This window comes from Ensifer sp. 22460 (assembly GCF_052044935.1).
Lineage (GTDB): Bacteria > Pseudomonadota > Alphaproteobacteria > Rhizobiales > Rhizobiaceae > Ensifer.
In genome coordinates, this window is record NZ_JBQENZ010000021.1 from 56,541 (window position 1) to 70,916 (window position 14,376).

Consider the following 14,376-nt stretch of genomic DNA (forward strand, 5'->3'; position numbering starts at 1 on the left):
CTTCGCTCAGCATCAATCCTAGCACGCAGGATTTGCTAACATGATCGCGCTAATCAAAGGTTGAACAGGCGCCGAGCAGCCCACTTCATTCTTCAAAGCCGCCACCCGCGGCTGATGACGAAGCGTGCTGTCTCGCCCGGCGTCGTCACCCTGTCGCAATACGCCTTCAGCGCCTGCCCGTCGGGCAGCGAAAGCGTCAGTGCAAAACGCTCACCCTCGAACACGCAGGAGATGACGCGAAACGCCATCCCCTCGCCGTCGAGGCTCACATGCTCCGGCCGCACCAGCACATCGCGGACTGCCTCATCGGCAGCGCCTGTCTTGCCCATGCCGCCAAGTGCGGTCCGCAGCGCCGGCCACTCCAGCGCCCTGGGCGCCCCCTCGGACAGCGGCAGCCTGAGCACCGAGCCGCGGCCAATCAGACCGCCGACGACGGCACCCTCAGGCCTCGCGTAAATCTCCGCCGGCGACGCCATCTGCATCAGCCGCCCCTCGGACATGACGGCGACATCGGTCGCGAGCGCCATCGCCTCGGCCTGGTCGTGGGTCACGTAGATCATCGTCGCGCCCGAGCGCTCGTGGAAGATGCGGAAGGTCTCCTCCATCGACTTGCGCAGATGCTGGTCGAGATTGGCGAGCGGCTCGTCGAGCAGCACCACATCCGGCGAGGTCACCAGGCAGCGGGCAAGCGCCACGCGCTGGCGCTGGCCGCCGGAAAGGGCCGCGGGCCGGCGATCAGCATAATCGGTGAGCTTCACCAGCGCCAGCGCCTCGCCGACGTTTCGTCGCCAGGCTTCACCGGAAATGCCGCGCACATTCAGCGGATAGCCGACATTCTCGGCCACCGTCATATGCGGCCACAGCGCATAGGACTGAAACACCATCGCCATGTTGCGCCGTTCCGGCGGCAGCGCCCGCGATGCGTCGGAAAGCCGCCTTTCGCCGAAATCGATCGAGCCGTCGGTTGGTTGCTCGAAGCCGGCGATCATGCGCAGCACCGTGGTCTTGCCGCAGCCCGAGGGACCGAGCAGCGCCAGGAAGCCGCCTTCCCGCACGGTCAGCGAAACATCCGATACCGCCGGCCGCCCGCCGCCGAAATGTTTCGTGAGGTGATTGAGGATCAGTTGCGCCACGGCAGCACGCCCTCGGGAAGATATTTCGCAAGCGCCTCGAGCGCCGCCATCAACAGCACGACCATCACCACGACAAGCACCGAGAGCGCTGCGGCAAGATCGGACGAACCGCTGTCGTCGAGATTGAAGATGGCGACGCCGAGCGTCTGGGTGCCGGCCGACCAGAGCAGTGCGGAGACCGTCAGTTCGTTGGCGGCGATGAGGAAGACGAGGATGATCGCGGCCCCGGCAGCCGGCGCCACCAAGGGCAGGATCACGTCGCGCATGCGCCTGAGGAAACCGGCGCCGGCAAGCCGCGCCGCCTCTTCCAGCGACGGGTCCATCTGCAGAAAGGCGCTCATCACCGGCTTCAGGCTGACCGCCAAGAACGACGAGAAATAGGCGATCAGGATGATCCAGATCGTGCCGTAGAGCGAGACGTTGAGGAGAGGCAACGGCGCGGCGAAGGTCAGGATAAAGGCGACCGCCAGCACGATGCCGGGCAGCGCATAGGGAATTTCGATGAGGATGCCGAGCGTATTGGAGAGCCACCCCTTGCGCCGGGTCATCAGGTAGGCCGCGGGTACGGAGACCGCGAGCAAGCCGATCGCGGCGGTGCTCGCAAGGAACATCGAGTTGCCAAGCGCCTTCAGCGTCATCGCCTGGCGAAAGAGGATTTCTTCGTAAGCGCGCAGCGACACCGTCTGAAGGTTGAGCGGCACGCCATAGGCCGGCACCAGCGAGCTTGCGACAAGCGCAGCCAGCGGCGCCGCCAGCACGAAGAACAGGATCGCCACCAGCGCCAGTTCGACGACCGGGCGATAACGCCCGAGCGTGAAAGCGGCATTGGCACCGGCGAGGCCGATGATGCGGTAGTCCCGACCGGAAAGCGCCCGCTGCTGCAGGATCAGTCCGGCCGCGGCGATCACGGCGATGAGGCTCGAAAGCAGCGCGATCTCGCCGAAGGTGCCGGCACCGAAGCTTGCCAGCCTCGTGTAGATCAAGGTCGGCAGCACCTCGATCCCAGCGGGAATGCCGAGGATCGCCGGAATGCCGAAATTGCCCACACCCGAAACGAAGGCGATCGCCGCCCCGGCAATCAGACCCGGCAGCGACAGCGGCGCGACGATATCGCTGATGACGCGGAACGGCGTGGCACCCGCAAGCCTTGCCGCCTCCACCCCATCACGCGGCGAGGCCGAAAGCCCGGCCTTCAGCGCCAGGAAGACCAGCGGTGCGTGCTGGACGCCGAGAAGCAGCGAAATGCCCGCGAGCGAATAGAGCGGCTGCGGGCTGCCGAGCGGCGGCGCGATCCCCAGCGTCTTCAGAAGCGGGCTCGCCGGCCCGGTCATTTCCACCCAGGCAAGTGCGGTCACCTGCGGCGGGATCATCATCGGCAGCATGAAGGCGAAGCTTAAGGCCAGCTTGCCGCGCACATCCGTCAGCGCCACGGCGAAGGCGAAGAGCGCGCCGATAACGACCGAGACGACCATGCCGCCGGTCGCCGTCAGCAGCGTGTTGCGGATCGCCGCGAAGGTCGCGGGCTCGCTGAGCACGCCGATGGAACGGCCGGAGACAAGCCCGGCAAAGCCGGCCTTCGCCAGGCTGACGAGGGGCAGCAGGCAGATGAGAAACAGGCAGGCGAAAACGAAGGGCACCAGCCAGCACGGCTCGGCGGCGGGGGTGGCACCCACCCTCACCTGCCGCACGTCCTGTGTCCGGCTTTGAAAGGGAATGCGCAGCCAGCGGGGCCGGCTGCGCCGATCATTGCGTTCAAGCATCGAACGTATCAGTTCGTGCCGAAGATGCCGGAGAAGGTCTTGAGGTCGGTGTCGGAGTTCTTCACCGCTTCGGCGGCGTTGACGGGCAGCACCTTGATCGTCTCGCGGGCCGGATAGCCCTCGGGCAGCGCCACGCCGTTGCGGGCCGGAATATAGCCCATCTTCACCGCCGTGTTCTGGCCCTCCTCGGACAGCAGGAAGTCGACGAACTTCTTGGCGGCATCGACGTTCTTGGCAGTCTTCAGGATGCCGACCGGCTCGGTGACAGTCGAAACGCCCTCGGCCGGGAAGACGAACTCCACCGGCGCACCCTTGGCCTTTTCGCGGATTGCCATGAAATCGACGAGCATGCCATAGGCCTTCTCGCCGGTCGCAACCGCCTTCAAGACGCCGCCATTGCCGCCAGCAGCCGTGGCACCATTTGCGGCGAGCGCCTTGTAATAATCCCAGCCGAGACCATCGATGTTGGTCAGCGTCTGCGCGTGGATGAGAGCAGCACCCGAGGTCAGCGGGCTCGGCATGGTGACCAGGCCCTTGGCTTCGGTCTTGGTGAGATCCTGCCAGCCGGCAGGCTTCATCGCGGCCGAGGTGTTGTAGACGATGCCGGTCGTGATCATCTTGGTCGAATAGTAGGCGCCGTCGGCGTCATAGAGCGAAGCGTCGTAGTTGGCGGCCTCAGGCGACTTGTAGTCGGCCAGATGCCCGGCTTCCTTCAGCCGCTGCATCGTCACGGTGTCGGCGATGAGCAACACGTCGGCGACCGGATTGCCGGCTTCGATCTCGGCCATCAGCTTGGCCATGATCTTCGTCGTGCCCTCGCGCACCCATTCGACCTCGATACCGGGATTGGCCGCCTGGAAGGCATCGACGGTCGCCTGCGCGTCCTCGTTCGGCTGGCTGGTATAGAGCACCAGGCTTTCGGCGTAGGCCGCGGTCGAAAGCAGGCCCGCGACGAGAGCGCCGGCAATGGCGGAAACAAAGGATTTCATGGATATACCCTCGTGTTGAAACTGGCGCCGAGGGATAGAGAGGACGTTTTACAGGGGTGTGACAGCTACTGCATGTCTCCTTAAAGCGAGCTCGATTTAAGGACAAAGACATGCAGCAAATCAAAGTGCTACAGCGACCTTTGCGCGTCTTAAAAGACGCGCGGCGCTGTAGAACGGCAAGCGCCCTGTCTCGCTCCCTCACCGGGAGAACGCACGCTCCCTTGACAAGACGTGCAGACCGGGAAAGCTTGCACGGAATGCGAGCGGAGGAACTACCATGGACGCTTTTCTGAAAATTGCCGGAGCAGTGGTCATCGTCGTATCGCTGGCGTTCGCGCTACAAGCAACCGTGCCGTCTTTCGGCTGGATGGGCATTCTCCTTGCCCTGCAGTCGGCATCGCCTAGCATCGGCGCAGGCGTCGCGCTTGCGGCCTTCGGCTCGTTGCTCGGACAGCTCAAGAAAATTCGCCTCGCCACCGAGCGCCAGGCCGATCTGTTTCAGTCCATATTGGAACGCCGCAGCCAACCTTCCGCCGAATAGGCGCCGCCGACCGCGTGGATCGCGGGTGGCCAGGGCGTGATCGGAGGGGGAAGGATGCCTTCAAATGTTGCATCACCCAAGCTGCCGACGAGCCCGCCGCAAAAGATTCCGTAAAAAATTTCGCGCCGATGTCACACCGGCCGTAGCTCGCTCGTCATGGTATCGGAACCAACGAAAGGAAACGGAACCATGACTGCCAAGATCGACCTTTTCGCCGCCGCACCGCAACTGATGAAGAACTGGATGGGCACCTCCGTCGCCGTTGCCGCGAGCCTCGACCAGACCATCATCGAGCTCGTCAAGATCCGTGCGTCGCAGATCAACGGCTGCGCCAACTGCATCAACATGCACACCCAGGAAGCACGCGCGAAGGGCGAAACCGAGCAGCGCATCTACCTGCTTTCGGCCTGGCGCGAGGCGCCCTGCTATTCCGATCGCGAGCGCGCCGCGCTAGGCTGGACCGAAGCGCTGACGCGGCTTTCGGAAGGCCACACCCATGAACAGGCCTACGAAGCGCTGAAGCAACAGTTCACCGAGGAGGAACAGGTGAAGCTCACGCTGATGATCAACGTCATCAACGGCTGGAACCGTCTCGCCGTCGGCTTTGGCCTCTGGGTCGATCCGGCAGAGGCAAAGGCCGCAGCCGGGAAGGCCGCCTGATGGCGGGCACCCCCCAAGAGGACGCAGCGGCGGTTTTCGACCCGCTGCGTCCGAAGCTGATCCGCGTCGCCTACCGCATGCTCGGCTCGGTCGCCGATGCGGAGGACATGGTGCAGGAGGCCTTCATCCGCTGGATGGGGGCCGACCGCACGGCCGTGCGCGAACCCGAAGCATTCCTGCGCCGCACCGTGACCAGGCTCTGCCTCGACCAATTGAAATCCGCGCGGCTCAAACGCGAAACCTATGTCGGCCCCTGGCTTCCCGATCCCGTGGTCGAAGAGGAGCCGGAGGACGATGTTACCCTCCCCCTGATGCTCGCTCTGGAGCGGCTGTCACCGCTGGAGCGCGCCGCCTTCCTGCTGCACGACGTCTTCGGCCTGAGCTTCGAGGAGGTCGCAACGACGATCGAGCGCGATGCCGCCGCCTGCCGCCAGCTCGCCGCCCGCGCCCGGACCCATGTGCGCGAGGAACGACCGCGCTTCCAGATCGAACAACAGCGCGGGCTCGAACTGGCCAATGCCTTCTTCGCGGCTTCCCGAAACGGCGACATGAAGACGCTCGGCGCGATGCTGGCGGCCGATGTCAGCGTCCATTCCGACGGCGGCGGCAAACGCCCGGCGGCGATGCGGCCAATCCTCGGCTTCGATGCCGTCATGAAGGTGCACCAGCAACTGGCCGCCCTCTTTGCCAAACACGGCTCCACGCTGGTGCGCACCGGCTTCATCAACGGTCTCCCCGGCTTCGTCACCAGGGAAGCCGACGGCGAGTTGCAGACGACCGCGCTTGAGATCGAGGACGGCAAGGTGGTGGCGATCTATGTGGTGCGCAACCCGGACAAGCTGGTGCATCTGCATTAGGCGTGGGCATTATCCGGCGTTACTGTTCCGGGCGGCACTAAGCCACCCGACAGACTGCTGACAAAACTATGTTTGATCATTGTAAGCTTGCGGGAGAAGCCGGTGCGTCAGCCAAAATCTCCGTCATTCCTGTGCTCGTCACAGGAATCTCTAGCAGTTCCAATGGAACTGCGGACCAGCCCAAGTCCTTGGGCTGAAAGGTTCTTTTGACCCGACCGACGTCGGGCCGCTGGATCCCCGCCACAGGGGCGAGGATGAGGGAGAATGGGACAACCCTCGCCAAAAAGCATTTCGGCTTTGTCAGCGGTCTACCGGCGGTGTCAGGCCGCCCGCTCGCGCCCAACTCCAGCACTCTCCGGAATCCGCGCAATCACCTTGATCTCGAAATCAAAGCCGGCAAGCCAGTTGACGCCGATGGCGGTCCAGTTCGGATAGGGCTTTTCGGTGAAGATCCGGTTCTTGATGGCCATGATCGTCTCGAACTGGTTTTCCGGGTCGGTGTGGAAGGTGGTGACATCGACGATGTCGTCAAAGGTGCAGCCGGCCGCCTTCAGGGTCGCCTCGAGATTGCCGAAGGCGCGTTCGACTTGGCGGGCGAAATCCGGCTCGGGCGATCCGTCCTCGCGGCTGCCGACCTGGCCGGAAACGAACAGCAGATCCTGAGAGCGGATCGCGGCCGAATAGCCGTGGGCCTCGTAAAGCGCATGCCTGTTTGCGGGAAAGATTGCATCGCGTGTCATCTGTCTGGTCCTTTTCCTGAATCCAGGGCGCCGAAACGGGCGAGCGCTGCCCGATCAGGCAGAACTTCACAAAACCTGCTTCATTTGATATACGCCACGTATATGAACTAACCAAATACGGCGCGTATGTCAATTTCATATACGCACCGTATATGAAATTGAGGGCAACATGGCCAGAACGCGCCAGGAGACGATGGAAGAAAACCGCGTGAAGCTGATCGCGGCGGGGCGAAAGGCCTTCGCCGAAAAGGGTTACGCCGCCGCTTCCATGGACGAGCTCACCGCCGATGTCGGCCTGACGCGCGGCGCGCTCTACCATAATTTCGGCGACAAGCGCGGGCTGCTCGCCGCCGTCGTCAATGAGATCGACGGCGAGATGGCCGCGCGCGCCAAGGAGATCGGCGGCGAAAGCGACGACGCCTGGCAGTCCATGCTGGCCGAAGGTGCCGCCTACATCGAGATGGCGCTCGACCCGGAGGTCCAGCGCATCGTGCTGCTCGATGGACCGGCCGTGCTCGGCGATCCCTCGAAATGGCCGAGCCAGAACAGCTGCCTGCAGGCGACACAGCGCTCGGTCGAGCAGCTGCTGGAGAAAGGCGTGCTGAAGCCGGTTGATCCGGAAGCCGCAGCGAGGCTCTTGAGCGGTGCCGCACTCAACGCCGCCCTCTGGGTCGCCGCCAGCGACGATCCGAAGGACGTGCTGCCGAAAGCGATCGATGCCTTCCAGTCCCTGGCCTCGGGCCTGCTTGCCGAACGTTGAGCCAAGCGGCGCGACCCTACCCTCCGCGCTCTCCCACCAGTTCCCAAAGGTCGATCTTCGCAGCACGTCCCTTGACCTGCACCAGCCCGATTTCGCGGAAAACAAAGCTGCGGGCGACCGCGTCGTGCACGGCGACGCTCACCAGGATCGACGTATTGAACTCCTTGTTCAACCCTTCGAGCCTGGAGGCGACGTTGATGGTGTCGCCCATGGCCGTGTATTGCTGGCGCGAGGCCGCCCCGATGCTGCCGACGACGGCCGGACCGGTGTGCAAACCGAAGCGTGTGAACAATTCGGGCCGGCCCGCCTGGCGGTTGGCCGCATTCAGGCCCTCGACCGCCGCCTTCATCGCCAGCGCGCAACGACAGCCGTGTTCGGCGTGCCTGATATCCTCGACGGGCGCATTCCACACGACGAAGATGGAATCGCCGAGATATTGCACCACGGTCCCGCCATGCTCTTCGGCGATGCCGTTCAGGAGCTCGAAATAGGCCGAGAGAATGTCGACCACATCCTCCGGCGAATGCTGCTCGGAAATGGTGGTGAAGTCGCGAATGTCGGTGAAGAGTGCCGTCACCTCCTGCCGCCTGCCCTTGACCACCGCCCCGCCCTGAGGGTCGATGATCCGCCGCACCACCTCGCGCGGCACGTAGAGCGCAAACTGCAGGATGGCACGGCGGCTGGCAGCAAGCGCGCCCCCGAGCGTGTTGATCTCCGTGATCCACGAATGCGCCACGCCCTTGCCGGTGAAATTCAGATCGCCGATCCGGCGCGCCTCGTCGGCGAGCCGGTAAAGCTTCTGGCTGATCACCCGCGACAGCATCAGCGATCCGAACACGCCGGCCACCAGAAGGCCGGCGGCAATCAACAGGTTGCGCACCAGCAACCGGTTGGCCTGCGCAACGAGATCGTCAAGCGGCACGACGATGGCGACCGAACTCCCCCTGAACAGGCCGTCAACGCTGACCGGGGCGACCTGCGCAAGATAGCGCTCGCCGTCAAGATCGATCTCGGCAAGGCCGCCATTGGCATAACGCGGATCCTTGCGCAGTCGCGCCACGGCCGCCACGCTCATATCGAGACTGCCCATGTCGACGGCGCGCCCGCCCGACCAGGTTCCCAAGATCCTGCCCATGATCGCCGGGTCGGAATGGGCGACGATCGTGTCGCCGTCGCCGATGATGAAGGAGCGGGCGCGTGGCGAGATCTCCCGCGGATCGAGCAGCCGGCTGACGGTCTGAAGGTGAATGTTGACGCCAACGACGACCCGGTGGTCCTCCTTCATCGGCGCGGCCAAAGCGAGCGTCGGAACCCGGAGCGTTCCCGCGACGAATGGCCCGACGGAAACCGCCGCACCGCTTGAAACGGCGGATTGATACCAGGGGCGCTGCCGCGGATCGAAGGATGTCGGCTCGGACTTCGCCTCCCCGATCGGCCTTGTCTGGCGGTCGAGAAACCGAAGGGTCGATATCGCCCCCCAACCCTGCTGTCCCGGCGCGATTGTCCTGATGGCGAAGGCTGCACCCTCAGGCGCTGCCAGGCTCTGGCGAACATAGTCCCTTTCGGTGTTGATCAGCTGCAGGTACGAACCATCGGGATAGCCGGCATAGATGCTCGTCGCGTTGGACACGCTTCGAAGCACCTCCAGGAAGAACTGCTGTTTTGCCTCCAGGCCCAGAGGCAGCGTGGGAATGAGCTGCGGCACCGCGGACGCCAGTCCGACGGCCTCATGGCCCCCTTCCAGCGCATTTCGATAGCCTTCGATCAGTCGAAAGCTCATCTCGCGCATGTGCCTGGCGCCCGAGAGAACGGCCGCCTCCCTGCCCTGGCTGAACGCCATCCAGATGATCGGCGTCGCCGTGCACAGAAGCAGGGCCACGACAAGGACACTGAGATGCACTTTGAGGGGTCTGGACCAGTTCACGCAGCTCCCCCGAAACGCGACTGTATTTCGGGAAACCTACCACCACGACCAACCGGCGGGAATGCGCAATTTTTGGATGAAGAGCAGGAGTTCATCAAATTCCGGCGCAACCGCAGGCGCTGAAGTCGAGTCTGTCTGGAATGCCCCTAAAAGCCTTAGTCCGTGACGCCGTCACTTTCCTCAAGGGCGCCGCATCGCTTTGCCTGGGTTGCACGATCAACACGCACGTGACTTCCAATCGTTAAGCTTCCGGATGTATTCATCGCCGAAGAGGTGACAAATGCTCCGAATACTCCTGGCAACATCCGTTCTTTCAACGTGGTTCCTTTCATGTCCCTTGTTGCAGTCCGCTTTGGCAGCCGAGCGGCAATTCGAAGAGTTGTGTCTGGTTCCGGTCAAGGGCGGACAGCCCACGCAAGAGGATTTTGGGGCGTCCTGGCGGATGGTGGCCAAATTTGTCGCCTTCGATGACATCCCGAGGCCGATCATCTACCCGCACAATCGCGCAGGTGTGTGGACGATCGATGATAGCAACCGGTTTGTGCTCTTCGGCGGCAAGTTCCCGCAGAACCTGATTCAGGATGGGTTCGCGTCTGATCCGGAACGTGGAAATGTTATCGGAACTAGCCCAAGCAAGGGGGTGTTCGTAGCCCGCCGCGGAGAGACCGCATTCACGCTTCTCTACGAAGCTAATGATAGCCCTCTCCGGTCTCCGCACGACATCACATACGTGCCGCGCTTCAAGGGGTTTGCTCTGTCCGACCCGAGTGGGCTCTACCTGCTCGACCAGCGGTTCAACCTGGAGAGCCTGCCCCTCCAGGCCAAGGGAGATCCGGGAACCGTCTTCGACTTACCTGAGCTGAATGCTCTGATCTTGAACCCGTCGAAAAAAGTCTATCTGCGCGACGATAGCGGCGAGACGGCCCTGCTGGCCACCTTGGAAGACGGGGACTTCGTCGTGAAGACGCACCTCACCCAGGAAGGACAAATATATATCAAGACGTACTGGAACGAGCTTACGGTCTCGCCTCCAAGCGTCGACGCCTCCGGCAGGTTTTCTGAAGTGAAGGATGCGCATCTCATTCGACAACGTCCGCCCCCGGCGGCCATTCCGGAGATGATCTCCGGTCCGAAAATATGGGGGCGCACATTTTTCTGGCTATCCTCCGGGCTCTGGCACGAAGAGGATGGAACCAGAACGCCAATTGCGCTGCCGTTCGATGCCGCGAGCTTTCCGATCGCTGGCGTCGATGCGTATCCACGTCAGCAAAATCTGATCGTGTTTTCGTTGGCCGGTATTTACGTGCTGGACATAGAAGGTACCTGGAAGACCGTGCCTCGGAGCAAGGGGCTTGCAAGTCGCTTGACAACGGGTCTGGGCGTAATGCCCGATCAAAGAGGTTTGCTCATCGCGGGACAGGAAGGACTTTATCTTCTCGCATCAGCCGCGAATGTCGCGGCTGATGCCTGCCTCAAGTAGCTATTGGCTACCGCTTCCACTTAGACTTTGGCAATGCCCGAGCTTTGCCGCGAACACCCTCGGTCCGAAACGAGATATGCCGCGCCCTGTCGACCATTGGCGCGGCATTTGAGGAAACTGTGATGCTTCAGTGAGTTGAATCACTTCGCTGAATCGCAAACACCACGAAGAGCTCCGGCCAGTTTTCAGTTCAGCGGGATGGCGTTGCCGTCCTTGCTGTCCTGGTAGGTGGAGGAGAGTTCGTCGTACTTCGCGCGGATCGCGTCTGCGCGAGCCTTCAAATCCTTGCGCTGCGGCTCGGGCAGGCCGTCGATCAGCGCGTGGATCGACTGGCCCTTCCAAAACGCGTTCGTGCGGTTGTAGCCGCCGGGCTCCAGCGTGAAGACCTCCTTCAGGATTTTCAGGTCGTGCGGAATGGAGAAGCTGTCCCGGGAATCCTCGTGGCTGAAGAAGTAGTAGAAATTGTCGAAGCCCGCCCAGGTGATCGCCGACAGACACATCGAGCAGGGCTCATGCGTGGAGAGGAAGATGAGATCGCGGGAGTCCGGGCGCTCAGTGCCCTCGATCTCGTAGAAGCGCTTCAGCGTGTGCACTTCGCCGTGCCAGAGCGGGTTTTCCGTTTCGTTGTTGGTCTCGACGAGCACGGTCGAAAGGTCGGACTTGCGCATGAGTGCCGCGCCGAAGATCTTGTTGCCGGCGGCAACACCGGCTTCCGTTGCCGGAATGATGCCGCGCTCCATCGTGCCAAGCAGCGCGTCGAGGAGTTCGTAATTGTCCGTCTGTTGTGTCATTCCCAGTGTCCTTTTGTTGGGTTTTGAGAGCAACGCCAGGAAAAACAGGAAACGGCTTCCTGCCCGGAATGGCGGGTTTCAAAGCAATCCCAGGAAAAGTCTGAAGCGACTTTTGCCCGGGATTGCGTGTTCCAAAGATCGGGCCGGTTCAGTGCGCCTCCGCCGCAATCAGCGGCACTTCCGCGCCCTTGGCATCGTAGAGCTTGCCGTTGAGGAAGTAGTCGCCGTCATGCAGGCGGGCGATGTCCTGGTAGCGGATCGTGCGCTCCGTTGCCGCGGCGAAGACCGACTGCTGGTCGGAATTGCCTGCCGTGAAGTGGTTGAACAAGAGGTTGAGCAGGATCGCCATCACGGCGGCCGACGAGATGCCCGAATGGAAGATCGTCGCGACCCAGGTCGGGAAATGCTCGTAGAAGCCGGGGGCCGCGATCGGGATCATGCCGAAGCCGATCGAGGTGGCGACGATCACCAGGTTCATGTTGTTGTTGTACTCGACCTTGGACAGCGTGCGGATGCCGCTAGCCGCGACCGTGCCGAAGAGCACGAGGCCGGCGCCACCGAGAACGGAGGTCGGGACGGAAGCAACGACGCGCCCCATGATCGGCAACAGGCCGAGCGTCACCAGGAACATTCCGCCCGTTGCCACCACATATCGGCTCTTGACGCCGGTGACCGCCACGAGACCCACATTCTGGGCAAAAGCGCTCTGGGTGAAGGAGCCGACGACAGGTGCCAGGATGCTCGACAGCATGTCGGCGCGCAGGCCGTCGCCGAGCCGGCGCGAGTCCACCTTGGTCTCGACGATCTCGCCGACGGCGAGAATGTCCGCCGAGGTTTCGACCAGCGTCACCATGATGACGATCAGCATGGAGATGATCGCCGCCAGTTCGAAGGTCGGATAACCGAAGTGGAAAATCTTAGGCAGCGCGAAGACCGGGCCGTTTGCCACCTGCGAAAAGTCGGTCATGCCGGCCACATAGGCGATGCCCGTGCCGATCACGATCGAAAGCAGGATCGAAAGCCTGGAAATCGAAGCACTGCCGAGCTTGCTGAGCAGCAAGACGATGACGAGCGTCACCGCCGCAAGCTGTATGTTGGCCGTGCTGCCGAAGTCCGGCGCCGCCTTGTTGCCGCCCATGGCCCAGAACGCTGCCACCGGCATCAGCGTAAGGCCGATGGTGGTGATGACGATGCCGGTAACGAGCGACGGAAAGAAGCGCGTGACGCGCGAGAATATCGGCGTGATCAGAAGACCGATCAGCGAGGCCGCGATGACGGCGCCGAGAATGGCCGGAATGCCGCCATTGCCTGAAATCGCGATCATCGTCGCGACGCCCGAGAACGAAACGCCCTGCACCAGCGGCAGGCGGCTGCCGAAGAAAGGCAGGCCGATCGTCTGCAGGATGGTTGCGAGACCGCCAGCAAAGAGCGATGCGGTGACGAGCAGGCCGACATCGGCGGAATTCAAGCCCGCCGCCTGGCCAAGGATCAAGGGGACAGCAACGATGCCGCCATACATGGTCAAAACGTGCTGCAGACCATAGGCGAGGTTGGCGCCGATGCTCAGCCGTTCGTCTTCGGGATTCTCCGGTAGTACACTTTCCTCTGCAATACTTGCCAAGGGTATCTCCTCCATACCATTGTGATTGCCCCGTCTCCCGCGGGACAACCAAAAGGTAGCTGAAAGATGGCAAATCTCGCCTTCCCAAAAAAAGCGAAACACCTTTCGGATATTGGGCGGGAATGGGTACGGCGGCCAATTGATCCTTGCCCCGCTCCGCAGACGCCGGCGCGGCTGCCGACAGCGGCGCTTGGCGGGAGGCGGCTGGAGCCCTTTGTGCGCCATCATGCAACAGGGCTCGACGATGTGCAAACGCCCGCTCAACCCGGTATCGGCGGCAGCTCCGGCGCGACCAGCCCGCGGAACGGATCGCGCCATGCCTCGATCTCTTCGAGCTGCTCCACCCAGCGCTTGAGCGCCGGATAGTCCCCGATCGGCAGCCGCGCGGCATCGTTGTAAGGCAGGAATGTCGCCATGCGAAAATCGGCAAACGAGACCGCGTCACCGACCAGCCAAGCGCGCTCGGAGAGCTCCGCCTCGATGATTCCGGCAGCCCTATGAAACTCCCGCAGCCCCTCCTCCACCATCGCTTCCTCGCAGGGGCCGATGCCGTAGCGCAGCTTGGTGCCGCGCTCCCAATGCACCATGTCGCAGGCTTTGACGAAGTTCTCTTTCCCCCAGCTGATCCAGCGGATCATCTCCGGCTCGTCGTCATCCGTCCGCCAGAAATTGGAACCGGTATGGCGGGAAAGATAACAGGCGATCGCATCCGCCTCCCAGAGCGACCGGCCGGTGCGCTCCAGGATCGGCAGCAGCAGGTTCGGATTGAGCGACCGGAAGCGTTCGGTCTGCCCCGGCGCCATGGGTTCGGCAAATTCAAACACGACCTCGGCTTGCAGATACCGCGCGACAGCAACCGCCAGGCGAGGATTGGGATTGCGGCTGAAGTAGAGCTTCATGCGGTGGCTCTCCGTTGGTGCACGTCATGAAGACGAACGAAGGCGCCGCGCGCCGACAGGTACGAAAGAAAAATCGATCGCCGCTCGTCGCGAATGACTCCTAGCAGACCTGACGCGTAGCAGCCTGACTTCGCTCTGGGACAACTGGTTGCGGCCAGGCGCGGCTATGTATGCTATCCTGTCATCAACCAGGCTCTGCAAGGGAGCCCAGGTGACCAACA

At 62.8% G+C, this 14,376-nt stretch carries 13 protein-coding genes; 5 read left to right on the forward strand and 8 right to left on the reverse strand.

All coding sequences use genetic code 11. The features are described from left to right. Positions 1 to 92: 92 nt before the first annotated feature. From ACTJKM_RS23760 to ACTJKM_RS23770, 3 genes are read right to left on the reverse strand one after another with little or no spacing between them, the layout of a single operon-like run. On the reverse strand, positions 93 to 1,133 hold the full coding sequence (locus ACTJKM_RS23760) for an ABC transporter ATP-binding protein (RefSeq protein ID WP_058327099.1): 1,041 nt from the start codon (positions 1,131 to 1,133) through the stop codon (positions 93 to 95). After that, on the reverse strand, positions 1,121 to 2,893 hold the full coding sequence (locus tag ACTJKM_RS23765; RefSeq protein WP_440661120.1) for an ABC transporter permease: 1,773 nt from the start codon (positions 2,891 to 2,893) through the stop codon (positions 1,121 to 1,123). Before ACTJKM_RS23765 ends, ACTJKM_RS23760 begins: the two co-directional genes overlap by 13 nt. Before the next feature lie 8 nt (positions 2,894 to 2,901). Beyond that, positions 2,902 to 3,882, reverse strand: coding sequence for an ABC transporter substrate-binding protein (locus ACTJKM_RS23770; RefSeq protein WP_058327100.1), 981 nt, complete (start codon positions 3,880 to 3,882; stop codon positions 2,902 to 2,904). A 277-nt stretch (positions 3,883 to 4,159) separates the two neighbouring features. On the opposite strand from ACTJKM_RS23770, the gene ACTJKM_RS23775 reads away from it, so the two are divergent. The 3 genes from ACTJKM_RS23775 to ACTJKM_RS23785 all read left to right on the forward strand — a co-directional run bounded on the left by ACTJKM_RS23775 (position 4,160) and on the right by ACTJKM_RS23785 (position 5,940). Further along, entirely contained in the window at positions 4,160 to 4,423 is a 264-nt protein-coding gene (locus ACTJKM_RS23775) for a hypothetical protein (RefSeq protein WP_058327101.1), read from the forward strand. A gap of 189 nt (positions 4,424 to 4,612) precedes the next feature. After that, complete coding sequence (locus ACTJKM_RS23780) at positions 4,613 to 5,083, forward strand: carboxymuconolactone decarboxylase family protein (RefSeq protein ID WP_058327102.1); 471 nt, start codon at positions 4,613 to 4,615, stop codon at positions 5,081 to 5,083. After that, a complete protein-coding gene (locus tag ACTJKM_RS23785; RefSeq protein WP_058327103.1) occupies positions 5,083 to 5,940 on the forward strand; it encodes a sigma-70 family RNA polymerase sigma factor in 858 nt (285 codons plus the stop codon). Before ACTJKM_RS23780 ends, ACTJKM_RS23785 begins: the two co-directional genes overlap by 1 nt. Before the next feature lie 320 nt (positions 5,941 to 6,260). Here ACTJKM_RS23785 and ACTJKM_RS23790 read toward each other — a convergent pair whose 3' ends face one another. Continuing rightward, a complete protein-coding gene (locus tag ACTJKM_RS23790; RefSeq protein ID WP_058327104.1) occupies positions 6,261 to 6,680 on the reverse strand; it encodes a RidA family protein in 420 nt (139 codons plus the stop codon). Positions 6,681 to 6,849: 169 nt separating this feature from the next. On the opposite strand from ACTJKM_RS23790, the gene ACTJKM_RS23795 reads away from it, so the two are divergent. Then, positions 6,850 to 7,440 (forward strand): TetR/AcrR family transcriptional regulator, encoded by a 591-nt coding sequence (locus ACTJKM_RS23795; RefSeq protein WP_058327105.1) that lies wholly within the window; start codon positions 6,850 to 6,852, stop codon positions 7,438 to 7,440. Positions 7,441 to 7,456: 16 nt separating this feature from the next. Here the strand turns inward: ACTJKM_RS23795 and ACTJKM_RS23800 are convergent, their stop codons facing one another. Further along, a complete protein-coding gene (locus ACTJKM_RS23800) occupies positions 7,457 to 9,364 on the reverse strand; it encodes an adenylate/guanylate cyclase domain-containing protein (RefSeq protein WP_440661124.1) in 1,908 nt (635 codons plus the stop codon). A gap of 280 nt (positions 9,365 to 9,644) precedes the next feature. Between ACTJKM_RS23800 and ACTJKM_RS23805 the strand changes: the two genes are divergently transcribed. Continuing rightward, a complete protein-coding gene (locus tag ACTJKM_RS23805; protein WP_058327107.1) occupies positions 9,645 to 10,844 on the forward strand; it encodes a hypothetical protein in 1,200 nt (399 codons plus the stop codon). Positions 10,845 to 11,029: 185 nt separating this feature from the next. Here ACTJKM_RS23805 and ACTJKM_RS23810 read toward each other — a convergent pair whose 3' ends face one another. From ACTJKM_RS23810 to ACTJKM_RS23820, 3 genes are all read right to left on the reverse strand, one after another. Then, a complete protein-coding gene (locus ACTJKM_RS23810) occupies positions 11,030 to 11,635 on the reverse strand; it encodes a deaminase (RefSeq protein WP_058327108.1) in 606 nt (201 codons plus the stop codon). A 148-nt stretch (positions 11,636 to 11,783) separates the two neighbouring features. After that, a complete protein-coding gene (locus ACTJKM_RS23815; RefSeq protein ID WP_058327154.1) occupies positions 11,784 to 13,256 on the reverse strand; it encodes a nucleobase:cation symporter-2 family protein in 1,473 nt (490 codons plus the stop codon). Between the two features lie 260 nt (positions 13,257 to 13,516). Then, positions 13,517 to 14,155 (reverse strand): glutathione S-transferase family protein, encoded by a 639-nt coding sequence (locus tag ACTJKM_RS23820; RefSeq protein ID WP_440661127.1) that lies wholly within the window; start codon positions 14,153 to 14,155, stop codon positions 13,517 to 13,519. Positions 14,156 to 14,376: the final 221 nt, after the last annotated feature.

Bases quoted from the DNA above. Each gene is read 5' to 3' on its own strand.
- ACTJKM_RS23765 (WP_440661120.1), bottom strand. From the start codon at position 2,893: ATGCTTGAACGCAATGATCGGCGCAGCCGGCCCCGCTGGCTGCGCATT.
- ACTJKM_RS23795 (WP_058327105.1), top strand. From the start codon at position 6,850: ATGGCCAGAACGCGCCAGGAGACGATGGAAGAAAACCGCGTGAAGCTG.
- ACTJKM_RS23820 (WP_440661127.1), bottom strand. From the start codon at position 14,155: ATGAAGCTCTACTTCAGCCGCAATCCCAATCCTCGCCTGGCGGTTGCT.
- ACTJKM_RS23775 (WP_058327101.1), top strand. From the start codon at position 4,160: ATGGACGCTTTTCTGAAAATTGCCGGAGCAGTGGTCATCGTCGTATCG.
- ACTJKM_RS23805 (WP_058327107.1), top strand. From the start codon at position 9,645: ATGCTCCGAATACTCCTGGCAACATCCGTTCTTTCAACGTGGTTCCTT.
- ACTJKM_RS23810 (WP_058327108.1), bottom strand. From the start codon at position 11,635: ATGACACAACAGACGGACAATTACGAACTCCTCGACGCGCTGCTTGGC.
- ACTJKM_RS23785 (WP_058327103.1), top strand. From the start codon at position 5,083: ATGGCGGGCACCCCCCAAGAGGACGCAGCGGCGGTTTTCGACCCGCTG.
- ACTJKM_RS23780 (WP_058327102.1), top strand. From the start codon at position 4,613: ATGACTGCCAAGATCGACCTTTTCGCCGCCGCACCGCAACTGATGAAG.
- ACTJKM_RS23770 (WP_058327100.1), bottom strand. From the start codon at position 3,882: ATGAAATCCTTTGTTTCCGCCATTGCCGGCGCTCTCGTCGCGGGCCTG.
- ACTJKM_RS23790 (WP_058327104.1), bottom strand. From the start codon at position 6,680: ATGACACGCGATGCAATCTTTCCCGCAAACAGGCATGCGCTTTACGAG.